Genomic DNA, 25823 nt, shown 5'->3' with positions numbered 1-25823 from the left:
CACGTGGCAGGCTCTCGGGCGTGCCCCGCTTCTCCCGCGCCGAGCTCGAGTTGTTCCGCGACGCCGAGGTCCCCGACCTGCTCCCCGACCGGGAGGGCTCGCACCTGCGGCTGCTCTTCGTCGGGATCAACCCCGGGCTGTGGACCGCGGCCACCCAGACCCACTTCGCGCACCCGGTCAACCGCTTCTACCCCGCGCTGCTGCGCGCCGGCATCATCACCGAGCCGGTCGACCCGTCCGCGGGGATGACCGACGAGGACCGCGACCGGCTGCGGGCCCGCGGCATCGGCATCACCAACCTGGTCCGCCGCGCCACAGCCCGTGCCGACGAGCTCGGCGCCGCCGAGCTCCGCGAGGGCGGCCAGCGGCTGCGGGCGCTGGTGGCCGAGCGGGCGCCGCGGGTCGTCGCGGTCGCCGGCATCACCGCCTACCGCAGCGCCTTCGGCGACCGCCGGGCCGTCCTGGGCCGGCAGCCGGAGCCGTTCGAGGGCGCTGAGCTGTGGGTGGTGCCGAACCCGAGCGGGCTCAACGCCCACGAGACGGTCGACTCCCTCGCGGTCGCGTACGCCGAGCCGGCGCGCGCCGCGGGCATCCTCCCGGCGGAACCCTCGGAAGCGCCGGACGGTCAGCTGCGCGCGGCCCCGTAGCCCAGCACGGCGGCCAGCCCCAGCGCGCTGCGCGGCGCGTACGCCGCCCGCCACAGCCCGCCATGCGCCGCGGCGTACGCCTCGTCCTGCCAGGGGTGGTCGTGCCGCGGCCCGCCGCCAGTGTGCAGGTCGTGGACCAGCAGCGCGGCCATCAGCACGTTGGAGGTGGCCGGCTCGAAGACCTCGACCCCGAACCGGTGGGCGCCGACGTACGCCGCCGCGAGCGCGCGGTTCTTGACGACGGACCGGGTGCGGGTGGGCGGCGCGACGTTGAGCGAGACCAGCCCGCCGGCGGCGCGGGCGGACGTGGCGCGCCACCGCTGCAGCCGCTTGGCGAGGGCGTAGTTGGGGCCCTGCTGGGCGACGAGGCTGTCGTTGATGCCCGGGTCCGAGCCCGGCGCGTAGGCGCGGCGGAGCAGCCGGCCGGCGCTGACCGCGCGCAGCGGCCGGCCCACCAGGCGCGCGCCTCGGGAGCGGCCCTCGTAGGCGCGGACGGACTGTGCGACCGCGTCGCCGGGCACCGCGAACACGTCGGTCGGTGTCGCCAGGAACGCCAGCGCGGTGTCCTCGCGGCCGGCCAGCAGCCGGGTGGTGAGGTCGTCCACGGCCACCGAGACCCGGACGTTGTCGGCGCCGTCGGCGTACACGTAGTTGCCGAGCACCAGCCGGCCGTCGAGCCCGGAGAGCCACTCGGCGATCGCGGGGACGTCGGTGGTGAGGTCGGCGCCGAGGTGCGCCGGGTCGGGGGTGACCCTGCGGTCGTCGCGCGCGGGGACGAGCAGCCGGCCGGCGCCGGCGCGACCCGCGTCGAGCACCCGCTCCCACAGCCCCGGCCGGGGCAGGTCGACGGCGGCGACGGTGGCGCCCCACCGCAGCAGCGCGCGCAGCGGGCCCATCTCGGCGCCCGCGCCGAGGACCGCGACGGTGCGCCCGTCCAGCCGCAGCCAGCCGGGGTTCGCCATCACCGTCGCGACGGCCTCGCGCACGGACGGCTCGACCACCCCCCCTCGACCCACGCGTCGAGCCGGCGACGCAGGTCGTCGCCGCGCAGCCTGTCGCCGTGCCAGGGCAGCGACAGCTCGGTCTCCGGGGCGTCGGTGCCGCGGACCACGCTGGTGCGCAGCCCGTCGGCCGGGCCGGCGTCGGCGTCGTGCGGCCAGTCGGCGAGCGGGTGCTCCTCCCCCGCGCCGTCGACGACGACCATCCGCGCCCGCAGGGACGCCAGCCCGCCGTCGGCGATCCGCACCGCCGCGTCCGGGGACGTCAGGCCCGCCTCGACCAGCCGCCGGAAGTGGGTCAGGTAGCCGGCGCGCCAGTTCGTCTCCTGCTCCGCGGCCAGCGCCCCGGCCGGGTCGACCTCGCGCAGCGCGTCGGCGACCACGGCGCGGCCGACCGCGGCCGTGCTGCGCCGGCCGTCGGCGTACGGGAACGCGACCCCGGCCGGCGTCGCGCGCCCCTCCCCGTGCTCGGTCACCGTGGATGTCACCTGGGGAAGGTCTGGTCCTTGCCCAGCACGGTCAGCCCGTCCTCGACGACGAACCCGCGGGCCCTGTCCTCATCGGGGTCCACGCCGATCCGCATGTTGGGCGGGATGACGACGTTCTTGTCGAGGATCGCGTTGCGCACCACCGCGCCGGCCCCGACGCAGACGCCGTTCATCAGCACCGAGTCGCTGACCTGCGCACCGGAGAGCACCTGCACCGACGGCGACAGCACCGAGCGGTGGACCGTGCCGCCGCTGACGACGACGCCCGGCGCGAGCAGCGCGTCGCTGGCGGCGGCCGGCTGGCCGCCGTCTCCCTGGGCGAGCTTGGCCGGCGGCTGCGGGCCGTAGGAGGTGTAGATCGGCCAGTCGAAGTTGTAGAGGTTGAAGATCGGCAGCGGCGAGACGACGTCCATGTGGGCGGCGTAGTAGGAGCCGATCGTCCCGACGTCGCGCCAGTAGCCGTGGTCGCGCTTGGTGGCGCCGGGCACCTCGTTGTCCTTGTAGTCGTAGACGGCCGCGTCGTTGCGCCGCACGAACGCCGGCACGATGTCGCCGCCCATGTCGTGGTTGGAGCCGTCGAGCTCGGCGTCGCGGGTGACCGCCTCGACCAGCGCGTCGGCGTCGAAGACGTAGTTGCCCATCGAGGCGAGGATCTCCTCGGGGCTGTCTGGGAGGCCCGTGGGATCGGTCGGCTTCTCGAGGAACTCCCGGATCCGGCGCGGGTCGTCGGGGTTCACGTCGATGACGCCGAACTGGTCGGCGAGCCCGATCGGCTGCCGGATCGCGGCGACGGTGCAACCGGCGCCCGACTCGATGTGCTGCTCGACCATCTGCGAGAAGTCCATGCGGTAGACGTGGTCGGCGCCCACCACCACGATGATGTCGGGCCGCTCGTCGCGCACCAGGTTGAGCGACTGGTAGATCGCGTCGGCGCTGCCGAGGTACCACCGCTTCCCCACCCGCTGCTGCGCCGGCACCGGGGTGACGTAGTTGCCGAGCATCGTCGACATCCGCCAGGTCTGCGTGACGTGACGGTCGAGGCTGTGCGACTTGTACTGCGTCAGCACGACAACCTGCAGGAAGCCGGAGTTGACGACGTTGGACAGCGCGAAGTCGATGAGCCGGTAGATCCCCGCGAACGGCACCGCCGGTTTCGCCCGGTCCGCCGTCAGCGGCATCAGCCGCTTGCCCTCACCTCCCGCGAGCACGATGGCGAGCACGTTCCGTCGGGAGGGCCTGCGCTTGGCGGACGTCATGTCGCACACGCTAGCGATGTCGCGCGGAGGTCGTCAGGGGTAGTTTCAGGGACGTGCGAGTCGACGTGCTGAGCAAGGAGTACCCGCCCGAGGTCTACGGCGGCGCCGGGGTCCACGTGGCCGAGCTGGTCCGCGCGCTGCGCGACCGGTCCGACGTGGAGGCCCGCGTGCACGCCTTCGGGGCGCCGCGCGACGAGGCCGGCACCGCGTCGTACGCCGAGCCCGCGGAGCTGGCGGGCGCCAACGCGGCGCTGCGGACGCTGGGCGTCGACCTGGCGATCGCGGACGCCTGCGCCGGGGCCGACCTCGTCCACTCCCACACCTGGTACGCCAACATGGCCGGCCACCTCGCAGCGCTGCTGCACGGCGTCCCGCACGTCGTCAGCGCGCACTCGCTCGAGCCGCTGCGGCCGTGGAAGGCCGAGCAGCTCGGCGGCGGCTACGCCGTCTCGTCGTGGGTCGAGAGGACGGCGTACCTCGACGCCGCCGCGGTGATCGCCGTGAGCGCGGCGATGCGCGACGACGTGCTGCGCTCCTACCCCGACATCGACCCGGCGAAGGTGCACGTCGTGCACAACGGCATCGACACCACCGACTGGGCGCCGTCCGACGACCCCGACCGGGTGCGCTCGCACGGCGTCGACCCTGACCGGCCGTCGGTGGTGTTCGTCGGCCGGATCACCCGGCAGAAGGGGCTGCCGCTGTTCCTGCGCGCCTGCGCGGAGCTGCCGCCGGAGGTGCAGATCGTGCTGTGCGCCGGCGCCCCGGACACCCCCGAGATCCAGGCCGAGGTGGAGATGCTGGCCGCGGGCCTGGCGTCGTCCCGCGACGGCGTGGTGTGGATCCGGGAGATGCTGCCGCGGCCCGACGTCGTCGCGCTGCTGTCCGCGGCGACGGCGTTCGCGTGCCCGTCGATCTACGAGCCGCTCGGGATCGTCAACCTCGAGGCGATGGCCTGCGAGACCGCGGTGGTCGCCACCGCCACCGGCGGCATCCCCGAGGTCGTCGTGCCGGGCGAGACCGGGCTGCTGGTCCCGATCGACCAGGCCACCGACGGCACCGGCACTCCCCTCGACCCGGACAAGTACGTCGCCGACTTCGCCGCCGCGCTCACCGAGGTCGTCGGCGACCCCGACAAGGCGGCCGAGATGGGCCGCGCCGGCCGGCAGCGCGCCACCGACCACTTCTCCTGGCCGGCCATCGCCGAGAAGACCGTCGGGGTCTACTCCTCCGTGCTCGGCTGACGCCGACCCGTCCCGGCGCCCGGCCCGGGGCCTGTGGAGAGCCGGATGCGCCGGACCGCGCCCCGGCTCAGGGTGGGGGCATGACCACTGAGCCCTTCCGCCCCACCATCCGCACCCAGGCCGACCTGCAGGCCGCCTGGCAGCACCTGCTCCAGCCGCTCGGCTTCCGCGACCGCAGCCTCTGGGTGATGTACCTCGACGAGCACGACCGGCCCTCGCCGCAGCTCGTGGAGATCGCCGAGGTCCCCGAGCGGCTCGACGCCGAGGTGCTCGCCGGCTTCGCCGACTTCGTGGCCGACGCCCACGACGCGTCGCACCGGGTCGCGGTGCTGCTCAGCCGCCCCGGCGGCAGCGCGCTCACCCCGGCCGACCTCACCTGGGCCCGCGACCTGTACGACGCCTTCCGCGCCGCCGGCGTCCCGACCGAGGTGCTCCACGTCGCCACCGACACCGCCGTGGTCCCCGTCCCGATGGACGAGGTGGCCCTGCCCGAGTCCGCCTGACCGCTCTCCGCCCTGCGGGAGCCCGCGGACGTCATACGGTCCGGTCGTTATAGCGACCGGACCGTATGACGTTGCGGGTCACCGAGCCTTGGGGCCTCGGGCGATCAGCCGGAGGTGCTGGTGAGGTGCGGCGCGGCCGACCGAACGGCGAGGTCGAACGGCTCCCCGGTCGTGGTGACCGTGCCGCCGACGTCCTGCCAGGGCCCACCGTCGACGCGGTAGCGGGCGGTCCACGTGGTGTCCACGCGCGCCTGCAGGCGCGGGTCGGCGTCGTCGTAGCGGTGCGTGATCAGCTCGTGCACCGGGGTGCCGCGCCGCCACGGCTTGCCCGGCCAGTCGGTCACCTGGACCGTGCCGTCGCCGTTGACCCAGCGGAACTCCGCGGGCCGGATGTCCAGCTCCACCCGGTGGCCCAGCAGCCCGATCGTGCGCGTGAAGGGCTGCGCCTGCGTGGAGAAGATCGTGTCGAGGTTGACCAGGGTGACGCCGCCCGGCGGCTGGATGGACACCCGGGACGCCGGCACGGGGACCCGCTGGAACGCGCGCAGCACGTCGGCCTGGGTCACCTGCTGCGCGGTCGGCCCCTCGCCGCGGTCGAAGCAGGTCTCACCCACCGGCTCGTTCACACCGTCAGCCCGATGGGCCCAGACCGTGAAGAGCCGCCCTCGGTTCTTGTCGCCGCAGCGCATCTGGCCCCCGCAGCCATAGAAATCAGCGCCAGCAATGCCTTCACCGCGCACGCAAAGAGGAACGTAGCTGTACGTCGTCGTCGTTGTGGACGCTTGGCTCGCTTCGCTGGTGGCGGATGGCTGCTCCGACTTGGTGATCGATACGTCGAACCAGTCATCCTCGGGAGTGGTGCTCACATCTGGATCCGCTTGCGCAGGACCCCCTAGAGCCGCGAGAACCAAGACGGTGGGGCCAAGCAGCCGCCACTTCATTCGACCATCACCAGCTCGCGCATCCTCCACTGGTGCTGACGCCATTCGAGTTCAGCCGTGAGCGTCGCGACCCCGCCAGGGAACTTCTGCGTCGGTCCCGACGCCGGGGCGACGGTCTGCGGACTGCGCCGGACTCGCATCGCGATTCGACCTTCTGACGGCGACAAGCCGCTGACAGGGTTTGCCTCGACGACTCGCCAGCCCTCGCTCCTCAGGACTCCACCACTGCCGTACAGCTCGCTCAACTGCTCCATGAAACCCGCACAGCTCTTGCATGACCGAGCGCTCAGCGACCGCAGATCGGCGATGTCACCGGTGCTCTGAGCCTCGTTGAACTCATCGACCCAGTGCTTCGCGAACGCGACCGCCCCCGCCTCGGTCCGCCTCTCCCACGGCTCCCTGGCCGGCTCGGCCGGCTCCGTCTCCGTCGGCGTGGCGGACGGGGCCGAGAACTCCGGCTCCGGGTCCGCTGAGCAGCCGGCGGCGAGAACCACGGCGGCACACACCGCCGCCCCTGCGCGAACCCACTGATGAGCCGCACGACGCCCGATCGTCATGGGATCCCCCTTCCCGAGCCGCGCCGCCCGGAAACCGCGGCGCGCCCGTCACGCTACGGAACAACGACCCCGGCCTCCAGACGTGACGGTGAAGGCTGTGGAGGGCCCGGTTCTCCACAGGCCGGGAGCAGGGCGCTTTCGCGGACACCGGTCGACCGGGCAGCCTCGGAGCATGACCCTGCAGCTGGACCACGCGTCGTTCGACCGCACCGTCGCCGACCTCCGGGCCACGGCCGACGAGCTGCGCGCCACGCAGCGCCGGCTCGAGGACGAGGCGACGACGTTCCTCGACGGCGGCTGGCGCGGGGCCGCCGCCGACTCCTTCGCCGAGGGGTGGGCGGAGTGGCGCGCGGGCGCGGCCGACGTGCTGGACGGCCTCGCGGCGATGGCCGCCCTGCTCGCGGCAACCCACCGCGACCTGACCTCCACCGACCTCGCGGCGGGCGCAGGGCTCGACGCCGTCGCCGCCCGCATCGTCGAGAGGCTGGGCCGGTGACCGCGGGGTCGACGGCCTACGAGGTCGACCTCGACGCGCTGCTCGCGCTGGTCGACCGCATGGCCGCCTGCGAGGCCGACCTCCACCACGCGGCCCAGCGAGTGCGGGGTCGGGTGGCCGCCCTCCACGCCACCTGGGACGGCACCGCCGCAGACGCCCACACCGCAGCCCAGCTCGAGTGGGAGCGCGGGCTCGACGCGATGCGCGACGGGCTGGCCGCGATGCGCGCGGCGGCGACGACCGCGCACGACAACTACTCCGCGGCGGCCGCGACGAACACCCGGATGTGGCAGGCCGTGGGCTAGCGGGCCGTCGGCCAGCAGGCAACCGGGCAGGTCGAGCCCGTCCGGCGTCAGGGCCCCGGATTCCCCATGTACCCGGGGCCCCGGCGCACGGGCGCCACCGAGTAGAGCAGCCGCCACGCCGCACCAGGGCGAGGCGCACCGGGGCGACACCCATTCGTGACCGTCGCCGACCTCCCCCGCCGCCGGCCCGGCGAGTGGCAGTCTCGACCGCGTGAGCGCAGGCTTCCCGCCGATCGAGCCGCCCCACGAGCGCAACGTGCTGGGGGGCGACCTCGAGCCGTGCGGCACCGACCCGATGACCGGGTTCCACCGCGACGGCAGCTGCACCTGCGGCCCGCAGGACGTCGGAGTGCACGCCGTCTGCGCGGTCGTAACGCGGCAGTTCCTCGACCACCAGCGCGCCGTCGGCAACGACCTCGTGACACCCCGGCCCGAGTGGCAGTTCCCCGGCCTCGAGCCCGGGGACCGGTGGTGCGTGGTCGCGGCCCGCTGGCTGCAGTCCTACGAGTCGGGGGTGGTGGCGCCGGTCGTCCTCGCCTCGACCAGCGAGCGGGCCCTCGAGATCATCCCGCTCGAGCTGCTGCAGGAGGCAGCGGTCGACGTGCCGCCGGACCTCAGCGGCCTCTGAGCCGGACCTGCCGCGGCCTCAGCCGCTGGCCGGTACGACGTGCGCGTCCGGCCCCGGGTAGGTCAGCCCCTCGTGCCCGTCCGACCACCTGACGACGTACGGCGGTCCGCCGTCCTCGCCCCGCACCTCCAGGACCTCGCCCTCGTGGCGAGGCTCATCCACATGCTTGCCCTCGACGACCAGGCGGTCGCCCACGTTCGCGCGCATCCCGACACCTCCGCAGCCTCACGTCCACGATGCTCCGCGTGTCCCGCGCCCGCAAGGGCGGTGTCGGTGCCACACGCCAGGTAAAGAGATGGCAACAGGACGTCAACAAATCGTCCACAGCCCTCCCACATCTGCGCGGGTCAGATACCGGCCGCGCGGCGACATCCCTAATTTGGGGTATGCCGGGTCCGGGGGGACAGGCAGTGCCGGGGAAGGGGATCACTCATGAGCGTCCTGCACGCGGAACGCTCGCACACGACGAGCGCTGGCTCGTCGACGTGCGACTCCTACGGCCCGGGTCACCAGCTCCACTGGACGCAGTGGAAGGCGGCGTCGAGCGCCCCGGCGTTCCGCGTGACCCGGATCGTCGACCACGAGGACTACTTCGAGTTCCACATCGTCGACGAGCCGCCGCTCAAGTGGAGCCACCACGAGCCCGACCGGCTCCGCGAGGCCCTGGCGGCCGCCGAGCACATCATCGAGGTCTGCCCGCGATACCGCGCCCTGCGCATCGACGGTCACTGGTTCAACTGCGCGCCGCAGGAGCTGCACATCGCGCTCTGCGGCTAGCCCCCACGCTGCGCGACCGAACCAGCCCGTCGTTCCTCCGCCCGCTCACCTGTCCCGAGCGGGCGGAGCTTCGTTCTCCCGTCACGGGTGCCACTGGAGCCGTCGGTCCGACCAACTCCGGTCCCTCGCCACGGTGACCTAGGGCTCTGCCCCGCCCCGCCGGCCCCGGCGAGCGTGGAGGTGTCACACCCGCCGGCCCGGGAGCTTCCGTGAGCGCCTCCACCCACCCCGTCCCCGCCCTTCCCCCGCCGTACCCCGTCCGGGTCGACGCAGCCCTCGACGAACGGCTCAGCCGCGGTCTGTGGCTGGTCAAGTGGCTGCTGGCGGTGCCGCACTTCCTCGTCCTCGTGCTGCTGTGGGCGGCGTTCTTGGTGCTCAGCGTCGTCGCGCTCGTGGCGATCGTGGTGACCGGGCGCTACCCCCGCGGCATCTTCGACTTCAACGTCGGCGTGCTGCGGTGGACCTGGCGGGTCACCTACTACTCCTACGGCGGGCTCGGCACCGACCGGTACCCGCCGTTCACGCTCGCCGAGCGGCCCGACTACCCCGCCCACCTCGAGGTCGCCTACCCGGAGCACCTCTCGCGCGGGCTGGCGCTCGTGAAGTGGTGGCTGCTGGCCATCCCCCACTACCTCGCCGTCGCCATCTTCGTCAGCGGTGGCTGGTACGCCGGGTCGCAGCTCCGGAACGACCCGCAGGCGGGCGGCATCGGGCTGATCACGCTGCTGGTGCTGGTCGCGGCCGTGGTCCTGCTCTTCACCGGCCGCTACCCCCGTGCCGTGTTCGACCTCGTGCTGGGCCTGAACCGGTGGGTGCTCCGGGTCGCGGCGTACGCCGCCCTCATGACCGACGTCTACCCGCCGTTCCGGCTCGACATGGGTGGCGCCGACCCCGGAGGGAAGCTGGCGGTCGGGCAACGCTCGGCCGCACCGCCCGCCGGGCCCGTCGGTCCGCCCGCGTCGCCGATCTGGCCGCCTCCCGCCTCGCAGCCGGGCGCGCCCCCGTCAGCCGGCCGCCCGCCTCGCCCACCGGACAACGGGCCCCGGCGGTTCGGCGCCGGCCGGGTCGTCGCGGTCGTGCTCAGCGCGCTCGCGGTCCTGGTCGCGCTGGGGCTGCTCGCCGCCGGGACCACGCTGCTGGTGGTGGACAACGCGGTCCGCGACGACGACGGCTTCCTGAGGACCGACAGCGTCCAGGTCTCCTCCCCCGGCCACGCCGTGGTCTCGGAGTCGATCGACCTCGCCGACGGCTCGGCCGTGGTGGGGCTCCCGTCGCGGTGGCTCGGCGAGGTGACGCTGGTCGCCGACGCCGCCCCCGGCGAGGACGTCTTCGTCGGCGTCGCACGGACCGCGGACGTCGACTTCTACCTGACGGGCGTCGCCCACTCGGTCGTGGTCGAGCCCGGCGCGGGCGCGGACCAGCCGGTGGCCACCCGGTTCGAGGCCGGCGGCTCACCAGCGCTGGCGCCCACCGAGGCCGACTTCTGGGTCGTGTCCGCGACCGGACCCGGCCGGCAGGACGTGGTCTGGGACGCGACCGGGGGCAGCTGGACTCTGGTCGTGATGGCCGGCGACGGCACGGCACCGGTGCAGGCCGACGTGGCCGTCGGGGCGGAGGTCCCGGCGCTCGGCGGGTTCGCGGTCGGGCTGCTGGTGGCCGGCGGGCTGCTGCTGCTCGTCTCGGTCGCGCTGCTGCTCGTGGCCGCGCAGGGCTCGCGAGAGCGGATCTGAGCCGGGCCGGCCCTCAGCCGTCCTCGTCCGGCGCCCCGGACGGCGGCGGCCCGTCGTCCTGCAGCCGCGCGTGGAGCCGCGACCTGACCTCCTCCGGCGTGACCTGCGCACGCCGGCGCTGGTCGCGCGCGATGATGGCCCCGGTGGCCGCCACACCGGCGATCCCCGCAACCCCGAGCAGACGCCACAGCCTCACGTGACAGGACTCCCTCCGTGACCGACAGCCGGCTGACCCTGGACGAGGCCGTCGACCTCACCCGTACCGGCGACCTGTGGCTCTTCCGCGGCCACACCGCCGCCGACCACGCTATCCGGGTCCTCACCAACGCGCCGGTCAACCACGTCGGGATGGCCGTCGTCCTCGAGGACCTGCCGCCGCTGATGTGGCACGCGGAGCTCGGCAAGGGGCTCGAGGACGTGTGGACCGGCACCCACCACCGTGGCGTGCAGCTCCACGACCTGCGGCAGGCCGTCGAGCAGTGGACCGGGCGCTACGACCAGCGCGCCTGGCTGCGCCAGCTCGACGCGGAGGTCACCCCGGAGATGGAGGACGCGGTGCTCAAGACCATTGCCCGCCTCGACGGCACTCCCTTCCCCGCCACCGCCGCGCTGGTCGGCCGCTGGGCCCGCGGCCGGGTACGCCGCCAGGCCAGCGCCGAGATGACCTACTGCGCCGAGGTGGTCGCCGCGACGTACGTCGCCATGGGCCTGCTCGACGAGGGCATCCCCACCAACTACTACGACCCCGGCCGGTTCTGGTCCGGCGACGAGCTGCGGCTGCTGAAGGGTGCCCGGCTCGGCGAGGAGATCCGCGTCGACGTCTGACGCGGCAGGGTCTCGACGGGCTCGACCTCCGTAGGGTCACCGCCCTGCCCAACCCACGCCGGTCGAGCCCGTCGAGACCATCGCCGCACGGTCACGGCCCCGCCCAACCACACGTCGGTCGAGCCCGTCGAGACCATCGCCGCACGGTCACCGCCCTGCCCAACCCACGCCGGTCGAGCCCGTCGAGACCATCGCCGCACGGTCACGGCCCCGCCCAACCACACGTCGGTCGAGCCCGTCGAGACCATCGCCGCACGGTCACCGCCCCGCCCAACCCACGCCGGTCGAGCCCGTCGAGACCATCGCCGCACGGTCACCGCCCTGTCCAGCCCGCGCCGGTCGGGCCCGTCGAGACCATCGCCGCACGGTCACCGCCCTGCCCAACCCACGCCGGTCGAGCCCGTCGAGACCATCGCCGCACGGTCACCGCACTGCCCAACCCACGCCGGTCGAGCTCGTCGAGACCATCGCCCCGCCCACCTCGCCAGGTCTCGACGGGCTCGACCACCGTCGGTCACCGCCCTGCCCTCTCCCACCCCTGTGGAGGGCGCGGGCAGGGCGGCGCGGATCGGGGCACGATGCGCGGCGTACCGAGGAGGTGCCCGTGACAGCCGAGTCATCCGACCCTGACGTCGAGGCCATGCTCGACCTCTACCCGACCGTCGCCGCCGTGCTCCGCGACCGCGGCACCCTGCCGCTCGACGCCCTGGTCGCACACACGACGCTGCGCCACCGCGGCGGCGAGGTCGACCCGCGGCACGTCGTCCGGCTGGTCGCCGTCGACCCCACGCTGGTGGTCCGCCCGGACCGCCGGGTCTCGTGGCTGGGCGAGGTGCTCGACGGCGTCGTGCTCACCCACCGGGTCCGCGGCCGCACGTCCGGCCGCGTGCTGTGGACGGGCGTCAGCGCCGCACCGCTGTTCGAGCTGGCCGTCGAGGGGCCGCTCCCCCTCGCCGGCGGCGGCCAGGTCGCCGCGGGCGGCACCGACGCGAAGACCCTGCTCGGGCCGGACGGCTGGCTGCCCGAGCTCGGACCCGGGGACCTGCTCGCGCTGCGCTGGTACGACGGCACGCTCGAGGTCACCCGGCCGACCGAGGACGACCTGGCCGACGCGGCGCAGCAGCACGCCACCCGGGCCCTGCTGCTCGACCACTGGGAGCCCGAGGCCTGCTGCCCCGGCGACCCGCCCCGCACCCGGCGGGCGACCGCGCTGACCCACTGCCTCGGCCAGGCACGGCTCGAGGACCCCGACCTGCTGGCCGTGCCGCACCCGCCGCTGGAGGAGCTGCTCGCCGACGTCCTGAGGGCCCAGCCTCCCGAGTCCGGACCGCCGCAGCTTGTCCTTCTCCCCGGCGGCGCCGGCCCGGTATCCGCCCGTCCGGACGCGAACGACCCCCAGCCCGCTTGAGCCGTCAGGGCAGGGAAGCGCCGGCGCAGCGGGCTTGCCCCTTGCCCGCCGCGCCGGCACGTCACCGGGTGCTCCCTCCGGCGACGCCCCCTGCGGGGCTACGGTGAGACCGTCACAGTCACCGTCGCCGTGTCGGCGTTGCCCCACCCGTCCGTGACCGTCAGCGTCACGGTGTACGTGCCTCCTGCCGCGAAGGTCCAGCTCGGCGAGGAGGAGGTGCTGGTCCCGACGCCGTCGCCGAAGTCCCAGGCGTAGCCGAGCGAGTCACCCTCGTCGGGGTCGGTCGAGGTCGCACCGCTGAAGCTGCAGGTCAGGCCCCAGCACGTCGGCGGCGTGATCACCGCGTCCGGCGCCGCATTGCCCGGCGGCTGCGTGATGGTGACCGGGTCCAGCGTCACGGTCGACGAGATCCCGTACTCGTCGGTGACCGTCAGCTCCGGGGTGAACGTGCCCTCGAAGGTGAAGAAGTGCTCCTCCAGGGCGTCCGACCCGCCGCGGCCGTCGCCGAAGCTCCACGCGTAGTCCAGCGTCGACGCTGTCTCGTCGGTGCTGCCGCGGCCGTCGAAGGTGCACTGGTTTTCCGTGCACGCGACGGTCCCGACCGCCACCGGCGGGTTGTTCGCGGCCGGCGAGCTGACCGTCACCGTCACCTCCCGTGGCGAGTCGGGGTAGAGACCGTGGTGGTCGACCGGGCGCACCCGCACGACGTACGTGCCGTCGTTGATCACCGGCGAGGTGTAGGAGTAGTTCGACCCCGGCGAGCCCGCGCTGGTCAGGAACGCGTTGACCCAGCGCTCCGAAGAGCTGAAGCTGCCGCTGCTGGACATGTACTCGCCGGCCTCGTTGACGATCGCGATCTCCACCTCGGCGATCGAGGTGTCGTCCTCGGCGCGTCCGGTCACCACGATCCTCGACTCCGTGAACGAGTCACCGTCGTTCGGTGAGGCGAGCTCGGGCCACAGCCAGGGCAGCGGGTCGCCCGGGTACACGCTGTACCGCGCCGTCGCCCCGGAGGTCGACAGGTCCCACTGCCCGACGGTGTCGACGGCGTACACGGTCACCGAGTAGTCGCCGTTCATCGGCAGGTCCACCGAGAGCGACCACGTCGTCGACGTCCCGCCCGGCGTGCCCAGGACTGCGTCGAGCGTCGCGAACGCCGGGTCGAGCGAGCCGTCGGGCTGCAGGTAGCGGTCGGTGTCGTTCTCGTCGATCGCGACCATCACCCGGTCCACGCCGTTGTCGTCGGTCGCGGTGCCCGTCAGGTCGAGGCGCAGCACGTCGGACGTCTGGTTGCCCGGCAGGTCGATGAGCGCGTTGGGCTCGGCGTCGCCCGGCACCGTCACGTAGATCTTGACCCACAGCCGCGTGCTGCTCGGCGAGGACAGACCGGTGTCGTCGATGCCGCGCACCAGCAGGTCGTAGTTGCCGGGCACGAGGTCGGCCGGCGGCGTCCACGTCCAGTTGACGGTCGGCGAGTTCGTCCCGGGCGGCGAGATGATGTCCCACCCGAGCTGTACGTCGCTGCCCCACGTGCCGTCGGCCGACATGTTCTCCCGGGTCGTGGTGTTGCGCCAGATGACCTCGACGATGGTGACGTTGGTGTCGTCGGTGACCGTGCCGCTGAAGGTCGGCCGGGTGCCCGGCTCCATCGTCAGGGTCGGCCGGATCGGCGGGTTCACCGTCACCGGCGCGTTCATGGTCACGACCGGGGTCTGGCCCGTCGAGGACACGGTGTACTCGCGCCGTGCCCACCGGGCGTCGGGCTGGCCGATGGTGTCGATCGCGAGCGCACCGATCTTCCACTCGCCCTCGTGCGGCAGGTCGACGTCGAACCGCCAGGTGGTGTCCACCGCGCCCACCACGTCCGGCTGGATCCGGTGCGTCGTGAAGGCGTCCACCATCGTGCCGTCGGGGGTGAGGTACTGCCGGGCGTCCTGGTCGAACAGGTAGATGAGGACCGCGTCCACGCCCTTGTCGTCGGTCGCGGTGCCGCGCATCACCCAGGACGTGGACTCCTGCAGCGTCGTGCGCGGCGAGTCGATCCGGGTGTTCGGGGTGAGGTCCTCGTAGTTGTAGGACTCGAGCTTCTTCTCCGCCTTCACCGGGTCGCGGCCGCCGCCGTTCTGGAAGGTGCGGGCCCGCACGATCAGCTCCCGGGCGTCGGGGATCGTCACCGGCAGGGTCCAGGGCGTCACGCCGCCGCTGGGCGTCCCGAGCTCCGCGTTGATCGTGTTGAACGAGCCCCACGACTGCATGTCGTCCTGCAGGTACTGGTTGGCGCTGGCGTGCTTGATCTCGACCGCCACCCGGTTCACGCCGTTGGCGGCTGTGGCGGTGCCGGTGAAGATGTGCTCCTCGCCGGTCGCGAGCACCCGTCCCTGGATCGGGGTGTCGATCGTGGTGTCGGGGTTGCTGGGCGCCGGCAGGTCGTCGAAGTCGAAGAACGCCACGCGGCCGACCGGCTCCCCGCCCTGCCGTCCGGCGTCACCGCCGGTGATCAGGCCGTGCGGGGTGGCGATCATGGCCTTGTTGCCCTCGAACGAGTTCGAGCCGGGGTGCCACTCCATCGCGAAGCCGTCCTCGGGGGTCAGCGCCGCCAGGTGGTCACGGCGTACGACGGTGTCGCCCAGCGCGTACGCCGAGAGGCCCTGGCCGGTGCCGTAGCCGACGTTGTCGAGGCCCGGCCACGGGTCGGGTGCGGTGGGCGACTCGGCCCACTGCATGTGCCCGCCGATGTAGACGGCGACTTCGGTGATCGCGATCGAGTAGATCGAGTCGAAGGCGCGGGAGATCCACAGCGGCTGGACGTCGGGTCCGACCGCGTCGATCGGGAACGCGATGCCGGTGTCGTTGATCGGCGGCCGGTCGCCGCCGCCGCCGCTGCCGACCACGAAGTAGGAGTCGTCGGGCGAGATGTCTCCGGGGTAGATCCGCTGGACGCCGCCGACGTTCTGGAGGTTGTCCTCCCACAGCCGGGTGCGCCACGGCAGCAGCTGCTTGGTCGCGGTGTCGATGAGGCCCACGCCGTAGCGGTTCTGGCCGTCGATGCGCCGGGCGGTGTGCACCACGAGCAGCTTGGTGTTGTCGTGGGTGAGCCGCAGCTGCTGCACCTGGATGACGCCGTTGACGCCGATGCCGCCGGCGAGCTGGTTGTCGAAGCCCGTGTCGGTGTCGCCGGTGTCCGCGTCCAGCGCGGCGAGGCCGACCAGGTCGACGCCGCCGATCCGGCTGAACCGGCCACCGACGTAGAGGTAGTCGTCGGAGACCTCGAGCGCGGTGACGCGGCTGTTGGCGTTGGCCTGGAACGACGCGACCGGGGCGCCGGTCGCCGGGTCGAGCTCGGCGATCTTGCGCTTGGTCACGCCGTTGACCTGGTTGAAGGAGCCGACCACGAAGAGCCGCTCGTGGTCGGGCGAGGCCTCGACCGCGAGGACGCCGGCGCCGCCGCCGGTGAACGTCGGCCGGAAGCCGAGGTCGATGAGCCCGGTGTTCAGGTCGAACGCGAGCAGCTTGGGCTGCTGGATCCGCGCGCCGTTGCCGGCCACGTTGATGGCGCTGCCGAACGTGCCGGCAACGTACGCGCGGTCACCCATCACCTCGATGTCCCAGATCTCGCCGTCCGTGATCCGGGGCATCGAGGTGTTGGGCCGCTCCGGCACGAGGCCGGAGTGCCCGGGCACGGGCTGATCCGTACCCGGACCCGTCGGCGGCCCGGTCACGCTCACGTCATCCGACGCGGAATCGCTGTCGGTGCCATCGCTGACCGTGAGCGTGACGCTCCAGGTGCCGCCGTCGGCGTACGTGTGCGACGGCGAGACCCCGCTGCCGGTGTTGCCGTCGCCGAAGTCCCAGCTGTAGCTGAGCTGGTCACCGTCGTCGTCCTGCGACGCCGAGGCGTCGAAGTCGCAGGCGAGCTCGGTGCAGGAGTGGGTGAACGACGCCGTGGGCGGCGTGTTCGGGGTCGCGTCCTCGGTGCCGGGGCTGACCACGACGGAGAACAGCGAGGCGCGGTTGACCGAGGAGCTGGTCGTCGCGGTGAGGCCGCCGGCGTCGCCGACCGTCACGGGTCCGCCTGAGTCGGCGACCTCCATGCTGATCTTGCCGCCGCCGCTGTTGGTGTCACTGGTCCGCGCGGTCGCGCCGGCCGGGAGGGTCCAGGTCTGCGCGCTGCCCGACTTCTCGCCCCAGACACTGACCAGCCACGAGCCCTCGTCGACCACGGGGACGACCGGGGTGGTGTGGTCGGTGGCCGAGCCCTGGGTGCCGTCGACGGCGGAGGCCGTGACGGGGACGGTGGCGCCGGTGCTGCGGTAGGCGACGACGGAGGCGACGCCCTTGGTGCGCGCGGCCATCGGGATGGTGACCGTGCTGTCGGCGTCCGAGCCGTCCGCGACGCGGGTCCAGGCCGCGGCGCCGAACCGCGACAGGTCGAGGACCTCGAGCTGGCTCCAGCCGGCGGGGGTCGTCGCGGTGGTGTTGGAGTTCCACGTCAGGAACAACACCAGCCGGTCGCCCGCCTGCACCTCCGCCGGGATCGTGACCCGGTGGTTGGAGCGGTTGCCGGCGTCACTGGCCGCCGCCACGTGGCTCAGCTCGGTCGCCGCGACGGCCGGCGGAGCGACCAGGACGGTGAGCAGCGAGAGCACCCCGACCGCGAGGGAGAGGGGTAGCGCGATGAGGGCTCGACGGCCCTCGGAACGGCGGGAGGACCTGACAGACACTGCGTTCCCCAATCGGATGGCTACGGCGTGGGAATGCCCTGCTGGCCCGACCACCACAGCAAGGACGGGTGCCGAATAGGGGTTTCGATCCGAACGTCGACCAAATTGGGCACGGCGCCCGACCGGGCCCGAAACGGCCTGTGCTGCGACGATTTCCCAAGCGGGCTTGGGGAATCTCGCCTTGCGTCGCCTGTCACGTGCGGGGGTGGTTATCCACAGGTCGCGGGTTCGCCCTGTCGCTGCAAGGTTTCTGCAAGGCAGGGTGGTGCGGACGCAGGACGGTCGATCTCGGGGGACACGCATGCGGCTGCTCATCGACGGCGGGGGCTACGCCACCGCTGCCACGGCCTTCGCCGACGCCAACCACGCCGCCGCCGCGCAGTACGACGTGCTCACCGGTCGGCTGTCGGGGCTCGGCGCGATGGCGGGCGACGACGCGACCTCGGTCGACTTCGCGGCGGCGTACGACGAGGCGGCTGCTGCGGCTCTCGGTGCCCACGTGTCGCTGGTTGGGGCGCTGGCGGGGCTGGGCCGGCTGACGGAGCAGTCGCTGCGCAACCACCACGACGCGGAGCAGCGGTCGGTGCTGCCGGGGGCCGTGGTCCACACGGGTGGGCCGCTGCCCGAGCACGGCTACGTCGCCGTGCTGCCCACGACGCCGCCGGGGAGCGCCGGTGGCACCGCGCCGTCGTTCTCGCAGGTGGAGTCGTGGGTGCTGCACCACGTCGAGGGGTTTGTGTGGCCGAACGCCGACGTTGCCCGGCTGCGCGAGGCCGCCGCGGTGTGGCGGGGCGCCGCCGAGTCCCTGGACGACCTGTCCCGCTACTGCGACGCCGCGATGCGCGGCCTCGAGGCGCAGCGCTCCCCCGAGGTCCCGTACGCCGTCAACGCGGTCGGGTCGCTGCGCGCCACCGCCGACGACCTCGCCGCCCAGTACGCCGCCCTGGCCGCGTCGTGCGACTCCTACGCCGGCGCGGTCGAGCAGACGCACGCCCGCACCCGCGCCGTGCTCGCGGTGCTCGTGCAGATGGCGGTCGAGAGCGCTGTCATCGGCGGGCTCGCCTCGCTCGCGTCCGCCGGCCTCGGCGCCGGCGCCGGTGGTGCGCTGCTGCTAGCCCGGATCAGCGCCAAGGCCCCCGAGCTCCGCGCGCTCCTCGCCGCACTGCGCGTCGAGGCCGCCGCCACGGCCGCCACCGTCCGCGCCACCGGCGCCCGGCTGCACTCGGTCAAGCAGAAGCTCGGCGACTTCCTGGGCTTCCCCAAGGGGATTGCGGCCGAGCGCGGCTCGGTCCGGTTGGTGCCATTCCGTCCCCGTGACTGGCCGCGTGGGTTCCTCACCCGGCATGAGGGCCCTGATCGAGGCCACTGCATCAAGAAACACGTAGGCAAGAACGACGATGAGTTGGCCGCGCGGTTTACCGGACGACGCCCACCCGAGTACGCCTCGACGTTCCCGGACGAGGCCACCGCAGAGCGCGCAATCGCCGCGGTCCTCGACAAGAACTGGTCGCGAGTCCAGGAATTCCTGGCCTCCGATGTCAAGCGGCTGGTCGTCGAGGGGCCAGTCAGCGCCAGTCCCGGCATCAGTATGAAAGCGAGCGGCGAGGTGCTTGATGCCACCCGGGTTCGGGTGTTGATTGACCAAGACCCGCACATGCCCGAAGGATTCCTGATCCGGACCGCCTACCCCACACCTTGACCCGAGGAAGAGCCACGCCATGACCACGCCAGCCCTTGAGCATCTCGTCGGCGCCTACTTCCACCAGGACTGGGCCGATGAGTTCGACGACGACCCCGACCGGGCTGTCGACGCATTCGTGCGCGACTCGCCGACTGTTGCGCCGAGACTGCCACGCGAGGTCGATGAGTTGCTTCTAAAGCTGTCAAACGAGGACTCGATCCACAGCCACCTCGCCTCGCTCGGCTCGCACTTCACTCCAGCTCCTGAGGACGGCTCTTATCGCGAATGGCTGGCCTCCGTCGCTAACCGAGTGCGAGCCGCTACGTCCTAGGAACGACCTGTTGGGATGGACTATCCAGCACCTAGGAGACAAGTGGAAGCGCCAGCCCTTGCCCAGTTGATCGGTGGCTACTTCCACCAGGACTGGACGGATGAGTTCGCGAGTGTCGCAGAGGCGGTCAGCGCCTTCATCAGCAACACCCCCGACCTCGCGCCCGAACTGCCAGCAGAGATCAAGGAACTCTTGCGCGACACCTCGACGGACGCTGAAGTCGAGAGCTACCTCGACGGCCTCGGGAACCAGTACACGGTGAGGGAGGGCGAGGGCGGCTACCGCGGCTGGCTGGCCTCCATCGCCGCTCGCGTCCGCGCGGCCACCTCCCAAGCCTGAGCCATGAGGCCCTGACCCGTTCGGGTCAGATTCGGCCGACTCCCCCACGTGGGGCATGACAGGTCCGGCGTGGCGTCGTAGGCAGGAGAACGGTGGGGGACAACGCCAACCGCGAAGGGCCTCGGTATGTCCACTCACCACCGCACCAGATCGACCGCCTTGATCACGGCGGCCGGCGCCTCCCTTGCGCTCGCCGTCTCGACCCTGGCTCCGACGACCGCCGGCGCTCACCCCGACCACCACGACGACCTCGACCTGACGCCGGTGGCGGAGTTGATGAGCCCCCGCGGCGTGGACGCCCTGGGCTACGGCAAGACGCTGGTCACCGAGCAGGACGGCACGTTCAGCATCGTCGTCGAGCGCGACGGCAAGCCGGCGAAGGTCCACGAGCTCGGCCGCGTCAGCAACTTCCTCGCCCCCGCCGTCGCCGCCGGCCCGCGGCACACGGTCTGGCTGCTGACCACCATCGGTGGCGGACCCGAGGAGGAGAACGGCGCCCACCGCGCCCCGCTCTCGAAGCTCCGGACCGCCAACGGGGTGGTCCCGAACGGCGAGCCCGAGCATCTGCCCCAGACGCTCTTCAAGTGGAAGCCGGGCTGGCCGCACCCCAAGCCGGTCGCCGACATCGCGGCGTACCAGCAGACCGACCCCGACCCCTACGACCAGGAGGACTTCCCGGAGGACTCCAACCCGTTCGGGCTGGCCGCGCTCAAGGACGGCAGCGTGCTGGTCGCCGACGCCGCGGGCAACGACCTGCTCCGCGTGTGGCCGCGCAGCCCCAGGGCCTACAAGAAGCACGGAAACCCGAAGATCGTCACCGTCGCCCGCCTCAAGCCGCGCCTCGTGGAGACGCCTGAGGGCCTGCCCGGCGACGACTTCCCGCCGGCCGGCACCCCGATCCTGTCGGAGGCCGTGGCCACGTCGATCACCGTGGGCAGGGACGGCTACTGGTACGTCGGTGAGCTGCGTGGCTTCCCCGCCACCGAGGGCAAGTCCCAGGTGTGGCGGATCCGGCCCGGCGTCAAGAACGCCGTGTGTGACCCCGAGCGCCCGTGGCGCAACTGGAAGTGCAAGCGTTTTGCCGACGGCCTGACCTCGATCGTCGACCTGGCGACCACGAAGCACGGCGTCCTCGCCCTCTCGCTGTCCCAGCTCGGCTGGCTGAAGTGGGAGCTGGGTGTCCCCGGCTCCGAGATCGGCGGCCTGTTCCACATCCGGTACTGGGGCAAGCACGGCCACGGCCACGGCCCGCGCATCCAGGAGCTGCTGGCCGGAATGCTGCCCAACCCGGGCGGCGTCGACGCGACGCGGAAGGCCGTCTACATCACCGCGCCGATCTTCGGTCCGGGCTTCCTCTGGAAGGTCACCCACGACCACGACTGACGCGTAGCCGAACCCTCTCGAGCAGAGGACGCGGTGCCGCATGGGTAGTTCCACCCATGCGGCACCGCCGCGTTTGCACATCGCGCCCGACGCGGCGAACCGCCCCCGCTTCATAGCGTGAGAGCTCCCGACACACCACAGGACCCAGGGAGGTCGTCATGCAGCACGTCGAGACCGTCATCATCGGCGCCGGGCAGGCCGGACTCGCCACGGCGTACCACCTGCAGAGGCGCGGCCGCGAGTGCGTAGTCCTCGACCGCGCCGAGCGCATCGGCGACGGCTGGCGCCGCCAGTGGGACACGCTGAAGCTCTACTCCCCCACCCGGTACGACGGGCTGCCGGGGATGCCGTTCCCGGGCGACGGCTGGTCGTTCCCGGGCAAGGACGACGTCGCCGACTTCCTCGAGGCGTACGCCCGGAAGTACGACCTCCCCGTGCGGCTCGGCGTCGGCGTCGACCGGGTCTGCCCCGCCCCCGACGGGCAGGACGGCTACCTCGTCGAGATCTCGGCCGCCCAGCACGGCCGGCACAGCCACGGGCAGGCGAGCCTGGGCACGCTCCACGCCGACCACGTCGTCGTCGCGACCGGCACCTTCGGCAAGGCGCCGGACATCCCCGACTTCGCCGCCGACCTGGACCCGTCGATCCTGCAGCTGCACTCCAGCGAGTACCGCCGCCCCGGCCAGCTCAAGGACGGCCCGGCGCTGGTGGTCGGCGCCTCCCACTCCGGCACCGACATCGCCTACGAGCTCGCCGAGTCCCGCGGGACCACGCTGGTGGGCCGCGACTGCGGCGAGATCCCGTTCCGGCTCGAGTCCGGCGCGATGCGGCGGGTCTTCCCGGTGCTGTGGTTCGTGTGGAACCACGTCCTGACCCGGCGTACCCCGATGGGCCGCAAGGCGTTCGGCGAGGTCCGGCACCACGGCGGACCGATGCTGCGCGTCAAGCGCGAGGATCTGGCCGAGCGCGGCGTGGTCCGCAACGAGGCGCGCGTCGAGGGCGTCCGCGACGGGATGCCCGTGCTCGCCGACGGCACCGTCGTCGAGGTCGCGAACGTCGTGTGGGCGACCGGCTTCCGGCAGACCTTCGACTGGATCGAGCTGCCGGTGCTCGGCGACGACGGCTGGCCGCGCGAGTACCGCGGCGAGGTCGTCGACGCGCCCGGTCTGTTCTTCACGGGGCTGTCGTTCCAGTTCTCGTTCGCGTCGATGCTCATCGGCGGCGCCGGCCGCGACGCCGAGCGTGTCGTGGCGCGCATCGACCAGCTCGCCCGCCGCAGGGCCCGGCAGGTCGCGCTGGCGGCATGACCGAACCGGCAGGACCCGACCGCCCGTCGCGAGTATCGTCCCCAGAGGAGGTGCTCGCGATGGGCGTCGTCGATGAGCTGCTGCAGGCACGACAGGACTTCGAGCGCCGCGACTGGGCCGGCGCGTTCGGGACGTGGTCCGGGGTCGACCCGGACGAGCTGGACGACGCCGACCTGCGCGCCGCCGCGATGACGGCGTTCCTCGTCGGGCACCGCGACGAGTCGGTGGCGGCGTACCAGCACCTCTTCAACCGCTGCCAGGCCCGCGGTGACACGACCGCCGCGATCCGGGTCGCCTTCCACACCTCGATGACGCTCGCCACCGGCGGCGAGGGCTCGCTGGCCGCCGGCTGGACCGCGCGGGCGGTGCGGCTGCTGGAGGGGCTCGAGGCCAGTGACGGGGACCCGGTCGAGGCCGGGTACGTCGCGTTCCTGCGGATGTTCGCCCACCTCGGCGCCGGCCAGTTCATGGAGGCCGCCGACCAGGCGGTGACCGCGACGAGCATCGGCATGCGCCACGACGACCAGGACCTGATCGCGCTGGGGCTGTGCGCCCAGGGTCGGATGGCGATCTACGGCGGCCGGGTGGCCGACGGGGTCGCGCTGCTCGACGAGTCGATGGCCTGTGCGTCTGCGGGGACCGCGACCGGCGCGGTGACGCCGATGATCTGCGGCCACGTCTACTGCACTGCGATCGAGGGCTGCCAGGAGATCGGCGACTTCGGCCGCGTGGCCGAGTGGACCTCGGCGCTGCAGCGGTGGTGCGCGGAGCAGCCGGGGCTGCTGGCCTTCACCGGCCAGTGCGCGGTGCACCGCGGCCAGGTGATGCGGCTGCGCGGCGCGTGGACCGCGGCGCTGGAGGAGCTGGAGCTGGCGATCGACCGGTACCGCCGCAGCGACGCCCGGCCGGCCGTCGGGCTGGCCGAGTACGAGCGGGGCGAGCTGCTGCGGCTGCGCGGCGACCTCGACGCGGCGGAGTCGGCCTACGCGCGGGCCGACGAGCACGGTCTGGACCCGCAGCCGGGGCTGGCACTGCTGTGGCTGGCGCAGGGGCGAGGGACGGCGGCGGCCGGGGCGGTGCGGCGGCTGCTCGCCGAGCCCGGGTCGCCGGTGCACCGGTCGGCGCTGCTGCCGGCGGCGGTCGACGTGCTGCTGGCGGAGGGGCAGGTCGACGAGGCCCGCGCCGCGTCCGTCGAGCTGGACCAGGTCGCGGCGGCGGTGGGCTCGGCGTCGCTGCAGGCGCGGGCGGCGTACGCCGCGGCGGCTGTCGAGGTCGCTGCCGGGGACGCCGCCGGGGCGCTCCCCTACCTGCGCAAGTGCCGGCAGCTGTGGTCCGGGCTCGACTGCCCGTACGAGGTGGCTCGCGCCCACGCGCTCGCCGGGCGCGCGCTGGCCGCGGTCGGCGACGACGAGTCGGCGCGGCGGGAGCGGGAGGCGGCGCTGGCGGGCTTCACGGAGCTGGGCGCAGTCGTGGACGCGCGGGCCGTCTCCGCCGAGATCACGCCCGGTGGCCTGCCGGGCGGGCTGACCGCGAGGGAGGCGGAGGTGCTGCGGCTGGTGGCGTCCGGCCACAGCAACGCCCGGATCGCCGAGGCGCTGACGCTGAGCGAGAAGACCGTCGCGCGGCACCTGTCGAACATCTTCACCAAGCTCGACGTCGGCTCGCGCACCGCGGCGGCGGCGTACGCCTACGAGCAGGGACTGGTCTGACCACCTGGTCTGGGCACGTGGTCTGATCACCAGGACTAATCCTGTTCCGCGGCGGCGAGGTCGCTGGCATCCTGCCGCGGTGCGCATCGGAACGTGGAACCTGGCGGGCCGATCGACGGACGCCCACGTCGACCTGCTGCTCGGCCTCGACTGCGACGTGCTGCTGCTGACCGAGGTCAGCGAAGCCCTGGATCTGCCCGGCTACCACCGGCACGTCACGGCAACACGCATGGCGCCGCGCCGCCGCTGGGCCGGCGTGCTCGCGCGACGCGACCTCGCTCCCCTGCCGGACCCGCACCCCGCCTCGGCGGCCGTGCGGGTCGGCGGCCTCACCGTCTGCAGCACCGTCCTGCCGTGGCGGACCTGCGGCGCCGAGCCGTGGGGGCTGGGCAACCACGGCGCCCGGACCCGGCTCGCGGTGGAGACGCTGCTGCGGCACCTGCCGCGGACCGGGCTGGTGTGGGGCGGTGACTGGAACCACTCGCTCTCCGGCGTCGAGCGGGCCGGCAGTGCCGTCGGTCGCAAGGCGGTCCTGGGCGCGCTCGAGCAGTGGGGCCTGGTGGCGCCGACCGCGGAGCTGGACCACCAGATCGACGGGCAGCTGAGCATCGACCACGTCGCGGTCCCGTCGGACTGGTCGGTCACCGGCGCGGAGCGGATCCGCGCCGACGCGTTGGGGTCGCGGCTCTCCGACCACGACGCGTACGTCGTCGAGGTGGTGCCGGCGACGGTGGGGGCTCACCTGTCCGTCTGATTCGCGGGGTTTGGCCTCGCGGGACAGGATGGGCGGCGTGTCCGACCCACGCCACGTCCGCCGCCGGGGCAACCCGACCGTCGCGGGGCTGGCGATCACGACGCTGCTGCTCGGGATCTTCTTCGTCATGTCGCCGACGGAGAACGCCGAGACGCTGCGGCGGCTGGTCGGGATGGGCGACCAGCGGCTCGGGGCGCCGCCGCGCTTCGAGGACGGCCGCGGGTCGTACGAGTTCGCGCTGACCCAGCCCGGCGGCAACGAACCGGTTGGCTACGACCCGTGCCGCGTCATCGAGGTCGCGGTGAACCCCGAGGGCGCCCCCGACAACTACGAGGCCCTCGTCGAGACGGCCATCTCGCGCACCAGCGACGCGACCGGCCTGGTGTTCGAGCGGCTTCCCGACACCGACGACCGCAACTTCGCGGACCGCTGGCAGCGCTTCGGCGACCGCCGGCCGCCGGTGCTCGTCGGCTGGGCCGACTCCGACGAGGTCCCGGAGCTCGCCGGCGACGTCGCCGGCGTCGGGGGCAGCACCGCCGTCTCGGTCGGCTCCGGCCGCCGCTTCTACGTCACCGGCATGGTCGTCCTCGACAGCGAGCAGTTCGCCGACTTCGACGAGGACGAAGAGCCGTTCGCGCAGGCCATCGTCGACCACGAGTTCGGCCACCTCGTCGGCCTCGGGCACGTCGACGACCCGGGCGAGCTGATGAACGCCGAGAATCTCGGCCGCGTCTCCTACGGCCCTGGCGACCGCGAGGGCCTGGCCCGGCTCGGCAGCATCGACTGCTGAGCCCG

26 protein-coding genes are annotated in these 25823 nt (G+C 73.1%); 18 read left to right on the top strand and 8 right to left on the bottom strand.

All coding sequences use genetic code 11. The features are described from left to right. Positions 1 to 20: 20 nt before the first annotated feature. Positions 21 to 647: a mismatch-specific DNA-glycosylase gene (locus tag ACFP2E_RS13630; protein ID WP_378524024.1), complete on the top strand. Its 627-nt coding sequence runs from the start codon at positions 21 to 23 to the stop codon at positions 645 to 647. Here the strand turns inward: ACFP2E_RS13630 and ACFP2E_RS13625 are convergent. The 3 genes from ACFP2E_RS13625 to glgC are packed head-to-tail and all read right to left on the bottom strand — an operon-like array spanning position 626 to position 3389. After that, the gene (locus ACFP2E_RS13625) at positions 626 to 1648 is read right to left on the bottom strand and encodes a hypothetical protein (RefSeq protein WP_378539342.1); all 1023 of its coding nucleotides are present in this window, start codon (positions 1646 to 1648) and stop codon (positions 626 to 628) included. The two genes, ACFP2E_RS13630 and ACFP2E_RS13625, sit on opposite strands and share 22 nt — an antisense overlap. Next, complete coding sequence (locus ACFP2E_RS13620) at positions 1609 to 2133, bottom strand: hypothetical protein (RefSeq protein WP_378524022.1); 525 nt, start codon at positions 2131 to 2133, stop codon at positions 1609 to 1611. The genes ACFP2E_RS13625 and ACFP2E_RS13620 overlap by 40 nt, the downstream gene beginning before the upstream one ends. Further along, positions 2130 to 3389: a glucose-1-phosphate adenylyltransferase gene (gene glgC / locus ACFP2E_RS13615; RefSeq protein WP_378524020.1), complete on the bottom strand. Its 1260-nt coding sequence runs from the start codon at positions 3387 to 3389 to the stop codon at positions 2130 to 2132. The genes ACFP2E_RS13620 and glgC overlap by 4 nt, the downstream gene beginning before the upstream one ends. Positions 3390 to 3442: 53 nt before the next feature. Here glgC and glgA point away from each other — a divergent pair, with 53 nt between their 5' ends. Both glgA and ACFP2E_RS13605 read left to right on the top strand, forming a co-directional pair. Continuing rightward, positions 3443 to 4633: a glycogen synthase gene (glgA, locus tag ACFP2E_RS13610; RefSeq protein WP_378524019.1), complete on the top strand. Its 1191-nt coding sequence runs from the start codon at positions 3443 to 3445 to the stop codon at positions 4631 to 4633. A gap of 80 nt (positions 4634 to 4713) precedes the next feature. Then, positions 4714 to 5136, top strand: a complete 423-nt coding sequence (locus ACFP2E_RS13605; RefSeq protein ID WP_378524018.1) for a hypothetical protein — start codon at positions 4714 to 4716, stop codon at positions 5134 to 5136. Positions 5137 to 5240: 104 nt separating this feature from the next. On the opposite strand, the gene ACFP2E_RS13600 is transcribed toward ACFP2E_RS13605, so the two are convergent. Both ACFP2E_RS13600 and ACFP2E_RS13595 read right to left on the bottom strand, forming a co-directional pair. Next, entirely contained in the window at positions 5241 to 5762 is a 522-nt protein-coding gene (locus ACFP2E_RS13600; protein ID WP_378524017.1) for a hypothetical protein, read from the bottom strand. Between the two features lie 311 nt (positions 5763 to 6073). Then, positions 6074 to 6634: a DUF6318 family protein gene (locus ACFP2E_RS13595; RefSeq protein WP_378524015.1), complete on the bottom strand. Its 561-nt coding sequence runs from the start codon at positions 6632 to 6634 to the stop codon at positions 6074 to 6076. A 172-nt stretch (positions 6635 to 6806) separates the two neighbouring features. Between ACFP2E_RS13595 and ACFP2E_RS13590 the strand changes: the two genes are divergently transcribed. From ACFP2E_RS13590 to ACFP2E_RS13580, 3 genes are all read left to right on the top strand, one after another. Beyond that, a complete protein-coding gene (locus ACFP2E_RS13590; protein WP_378524014.1) occupies positions 6807 to 7130 on the top strand; it encodes a WXG100 family type VII secretion target in 324 nt (107 codons plus the stop codon). After that, positions 7127 to 7435, top strand: a complete 309-nt coding sequence (locus tag ACFP2E_RS13585) for a WXG100 family type VII secretion target (RefSeq protein ID WP_378524013.1) — start codon at positions 7127 to 7129, stop codon at positions 7433 to 7435. The genes ACFP2E_RS13590 and ACFP2E_RS13585 overlap by 4 nt, the downstream gene beginning before the upstream one ends. Positions 7436 to 7646: 211 nt before the next feature. Further along, positions 7647 to 8063, top strand: a complete 417-nt coding sequence (locus tag ACFP2E_RS13580) for a DUF2237 family protein (protein ID WP_378524012.1) — start codon at positions 7647 to 7649, stop codon at positions 8061 to 8063. 18 nt (positions 8064 to 8081) lie between these two features. On the opposite strand, the gene ACFP2E_RS13575 is transcribed toward ACFP2E_RS13580, so the two are convergent. Next, positions 8082 to 8270, bottom strand: coding sequence for a DUF1918 domain-containing protein (locus ACFP2E_RS13575; RefSeq protein WP_378524011.1), 189 nt, complete (start codon positions 8268 to 8270; stop codon positions 8082 to 8084). 225 nt (positions 8271 to 8495) lie between these two features. Between ACFP2E_RS13575 and ACFP2E_RS13570 the strand changes: the two genes are divergently transcribed. Continuing rightward, a complete protein-coding gene (locus tag ACFP2E_RS13570) occupies positions 8496 to 8840 on the top strand; it encodes a hypothetical protein (RefSeq protein ID WP_378524010.1) in 345 nt (114 codons plus the stop codon). 209 nt (positions 8841 to 9049) lie between these two features. Beyond that, positions 9050 to 10570, top strand: a complete 1521-nt coding sequence (locus ACFP2E_RS13565; RefSeq protein ID WP_378524008.1) for a DUF4389 domain-containing protein — start codon at positions 9050 to 9052, stop codon at positions 10568 to 10570. Positions 10571 to 10583: 13 nt separating this feature from the next. Here the strand turns inward: ACFP2E_RS13565 and ACFP2E_RS13560 are convergent, their stop codons facing one another. Beyond that, positions 10584 to 10766 (bottom strand): hypothetical protein, encoded by a 183-nt coding sequence (locus ACFP2E_RS13560; protein WP_378524007.1) that lies wholly within the window; start codon positions 10764 to 10766, stop codon positions 10584 to 10586. Positions 10767 to 10783: 17 nt separating this feature from the next. Between ACFP2E_RS13560 and ACFP2E_RS13555 the strand changes: the two genes are divergently transcribed. Together ACFP2E_RS13555 and ACFP2E_RS13550 are read left to right on the top strand one after the other, a co-directional pair. Further along, positions 10784 to 11395, top strand: a complete 612-nt coding sequence (locus ACFP2E_RS13555) for a hypothetical protein (protein WP_378524006.1) — start codon at positions 10784 to 10786, stop codon at positions 11393 to 11395. Between the two features lie 604 nt (positions 11396 to 11999). Beyond that, entirely contained in the window at positions 12000 to 12803 is an 804-nt protein-coding gene (locus ACFP2E_RS13550) for a hypothetical protein (protein WP_378524005.1), read from the top strand. Between the two features lie 98 nt (positions 12804 to 12901). On the opposite strand, the gene ACFP2E_RS13545 is transcribed toward ACFP2E_RS13550, so the two are convergent. Then, positions 12902 to 17524, bottom strand: a complete 4623-nt coding sequence (locus tag ACFP2E_RS13545; RefSeq protein WP_378524004.1) for a PKD domain-containing protein — start codon at positions 17522 to 17524, stop codon at positions 12902 to 12904. Between the two features lie 301 nt (positions 17525 to 17825). On the opposite strand from ACFP2E_RS13545, the gene ACFP2E_RS13540 reads away from it, so the two are divergent. From ACFP2E_RS13540 to ACFP2E_RS13505, 8 genes are all read left to right on the top strand, one after another. Then, entirely contained in the window at positions 17826 to 19223 is a 1398-nt protein-coding gene (locus ACFP2E_RS13540) for an RNase A-like domain-containing protein (protein WP_378524002.1), read from the top strand. A 19-nt stretch (positions 19224 to 19242) separates the two neighbouring features. Next, positions 19243 to 19536: a contact-dependent growth inhibition system immunity protein gene (locus tag ACFP2E_RS13535; RefSeq protein ID WP_378524001.1), complete on the top strand. Its 294-nt coding sequence runs from the start codon at positions 19243 to 19245 to the stop codon at positions 19534 to 19536. Positions 19537 to 19578: 42 nt separating this feature from the next. Beyond that, complete coding sequence (locus ACFP2E_RS13530; RefSeq protein ID WP_378524000.1) at positions 19579 to 19875, top strand: contact-dependent growth inhibition system immunity protein; 297 nt, start codon at positions 19579 to 19581, stop codon at positions 19873 to 19875. A gap of 126 nt (positions 19876 to 20001) precedes the next feature. Beyond that, the gene (locus ACFP2E_RS13525; RefSeq protein WP_378523999.1) at positions 20002 to 21258 is read left to right on the top strand and encodes a ScyD/ScyE family protein; all 1257 of its coding nucleotides are present in this window, start codon (positions 20002 to 20004) and stop codon (positions 21256 to 21258) included. A 158-nt stretch (positions 21259 to 21416) separates the two neighbouring features. Next, a complete protein-coding gene (locus tag ACFP2E_RS13520; protein WP_378523998.1) occupies positions 21417 to 22565 on the top strand; it encodes a flavin-containing monooxygenase in 1149 nt (382 codons plus the stop codon). Positions 22566 to 22624: 59 nt separating this feature from the next. Then, positions 22625 to 24274, top strand: coding sequence for a LuxR C-terminal-related transcriptional regulator (locus ACFP2E_RS13515; RefSeq protein WP_378523997.1), 1650 nt, complete (start codon positions 22625 to 22627; stop codon positions 24272 to 24274). 79 nt (positions 24275 to 24353) lie between these two features. After that, on the top strand, positions 24354 to 25028 hold the full coding sequence (locus tag ACFP2E_RS13510) for an endonuclease/exonuclease/phosphatase family protein (RefSeq protein ID WP_378523996.1): 675 nt from the start codon (positions 24354 to 24356) through the stop codon (positions 25026 to 25028). 37 nt (positions 25029 to 25065) lie between these two features. Continuing rightward, entirely contained in the window at positions 25066 to 25818 is a 753-nt protein-coding gene (locus ACFP2E_RS13505; protein WP_378523995.1) for a hypothetical protein, read from the top strand. Positions 25819 to 25823 lie beyond the last annotated feature (5 nt).

Source organism: Nocardioides sp. GCM10027114, assembly GCF_042659625.1.
Lineage (GTDB): Bacteria > Actinomycetota > Actinomycetes > Propionibacteriales > Nocardioidaceae > Nocardioides.
This window is presented reverse-complemented; position numbering and strand designations above follow the sequence as displayed.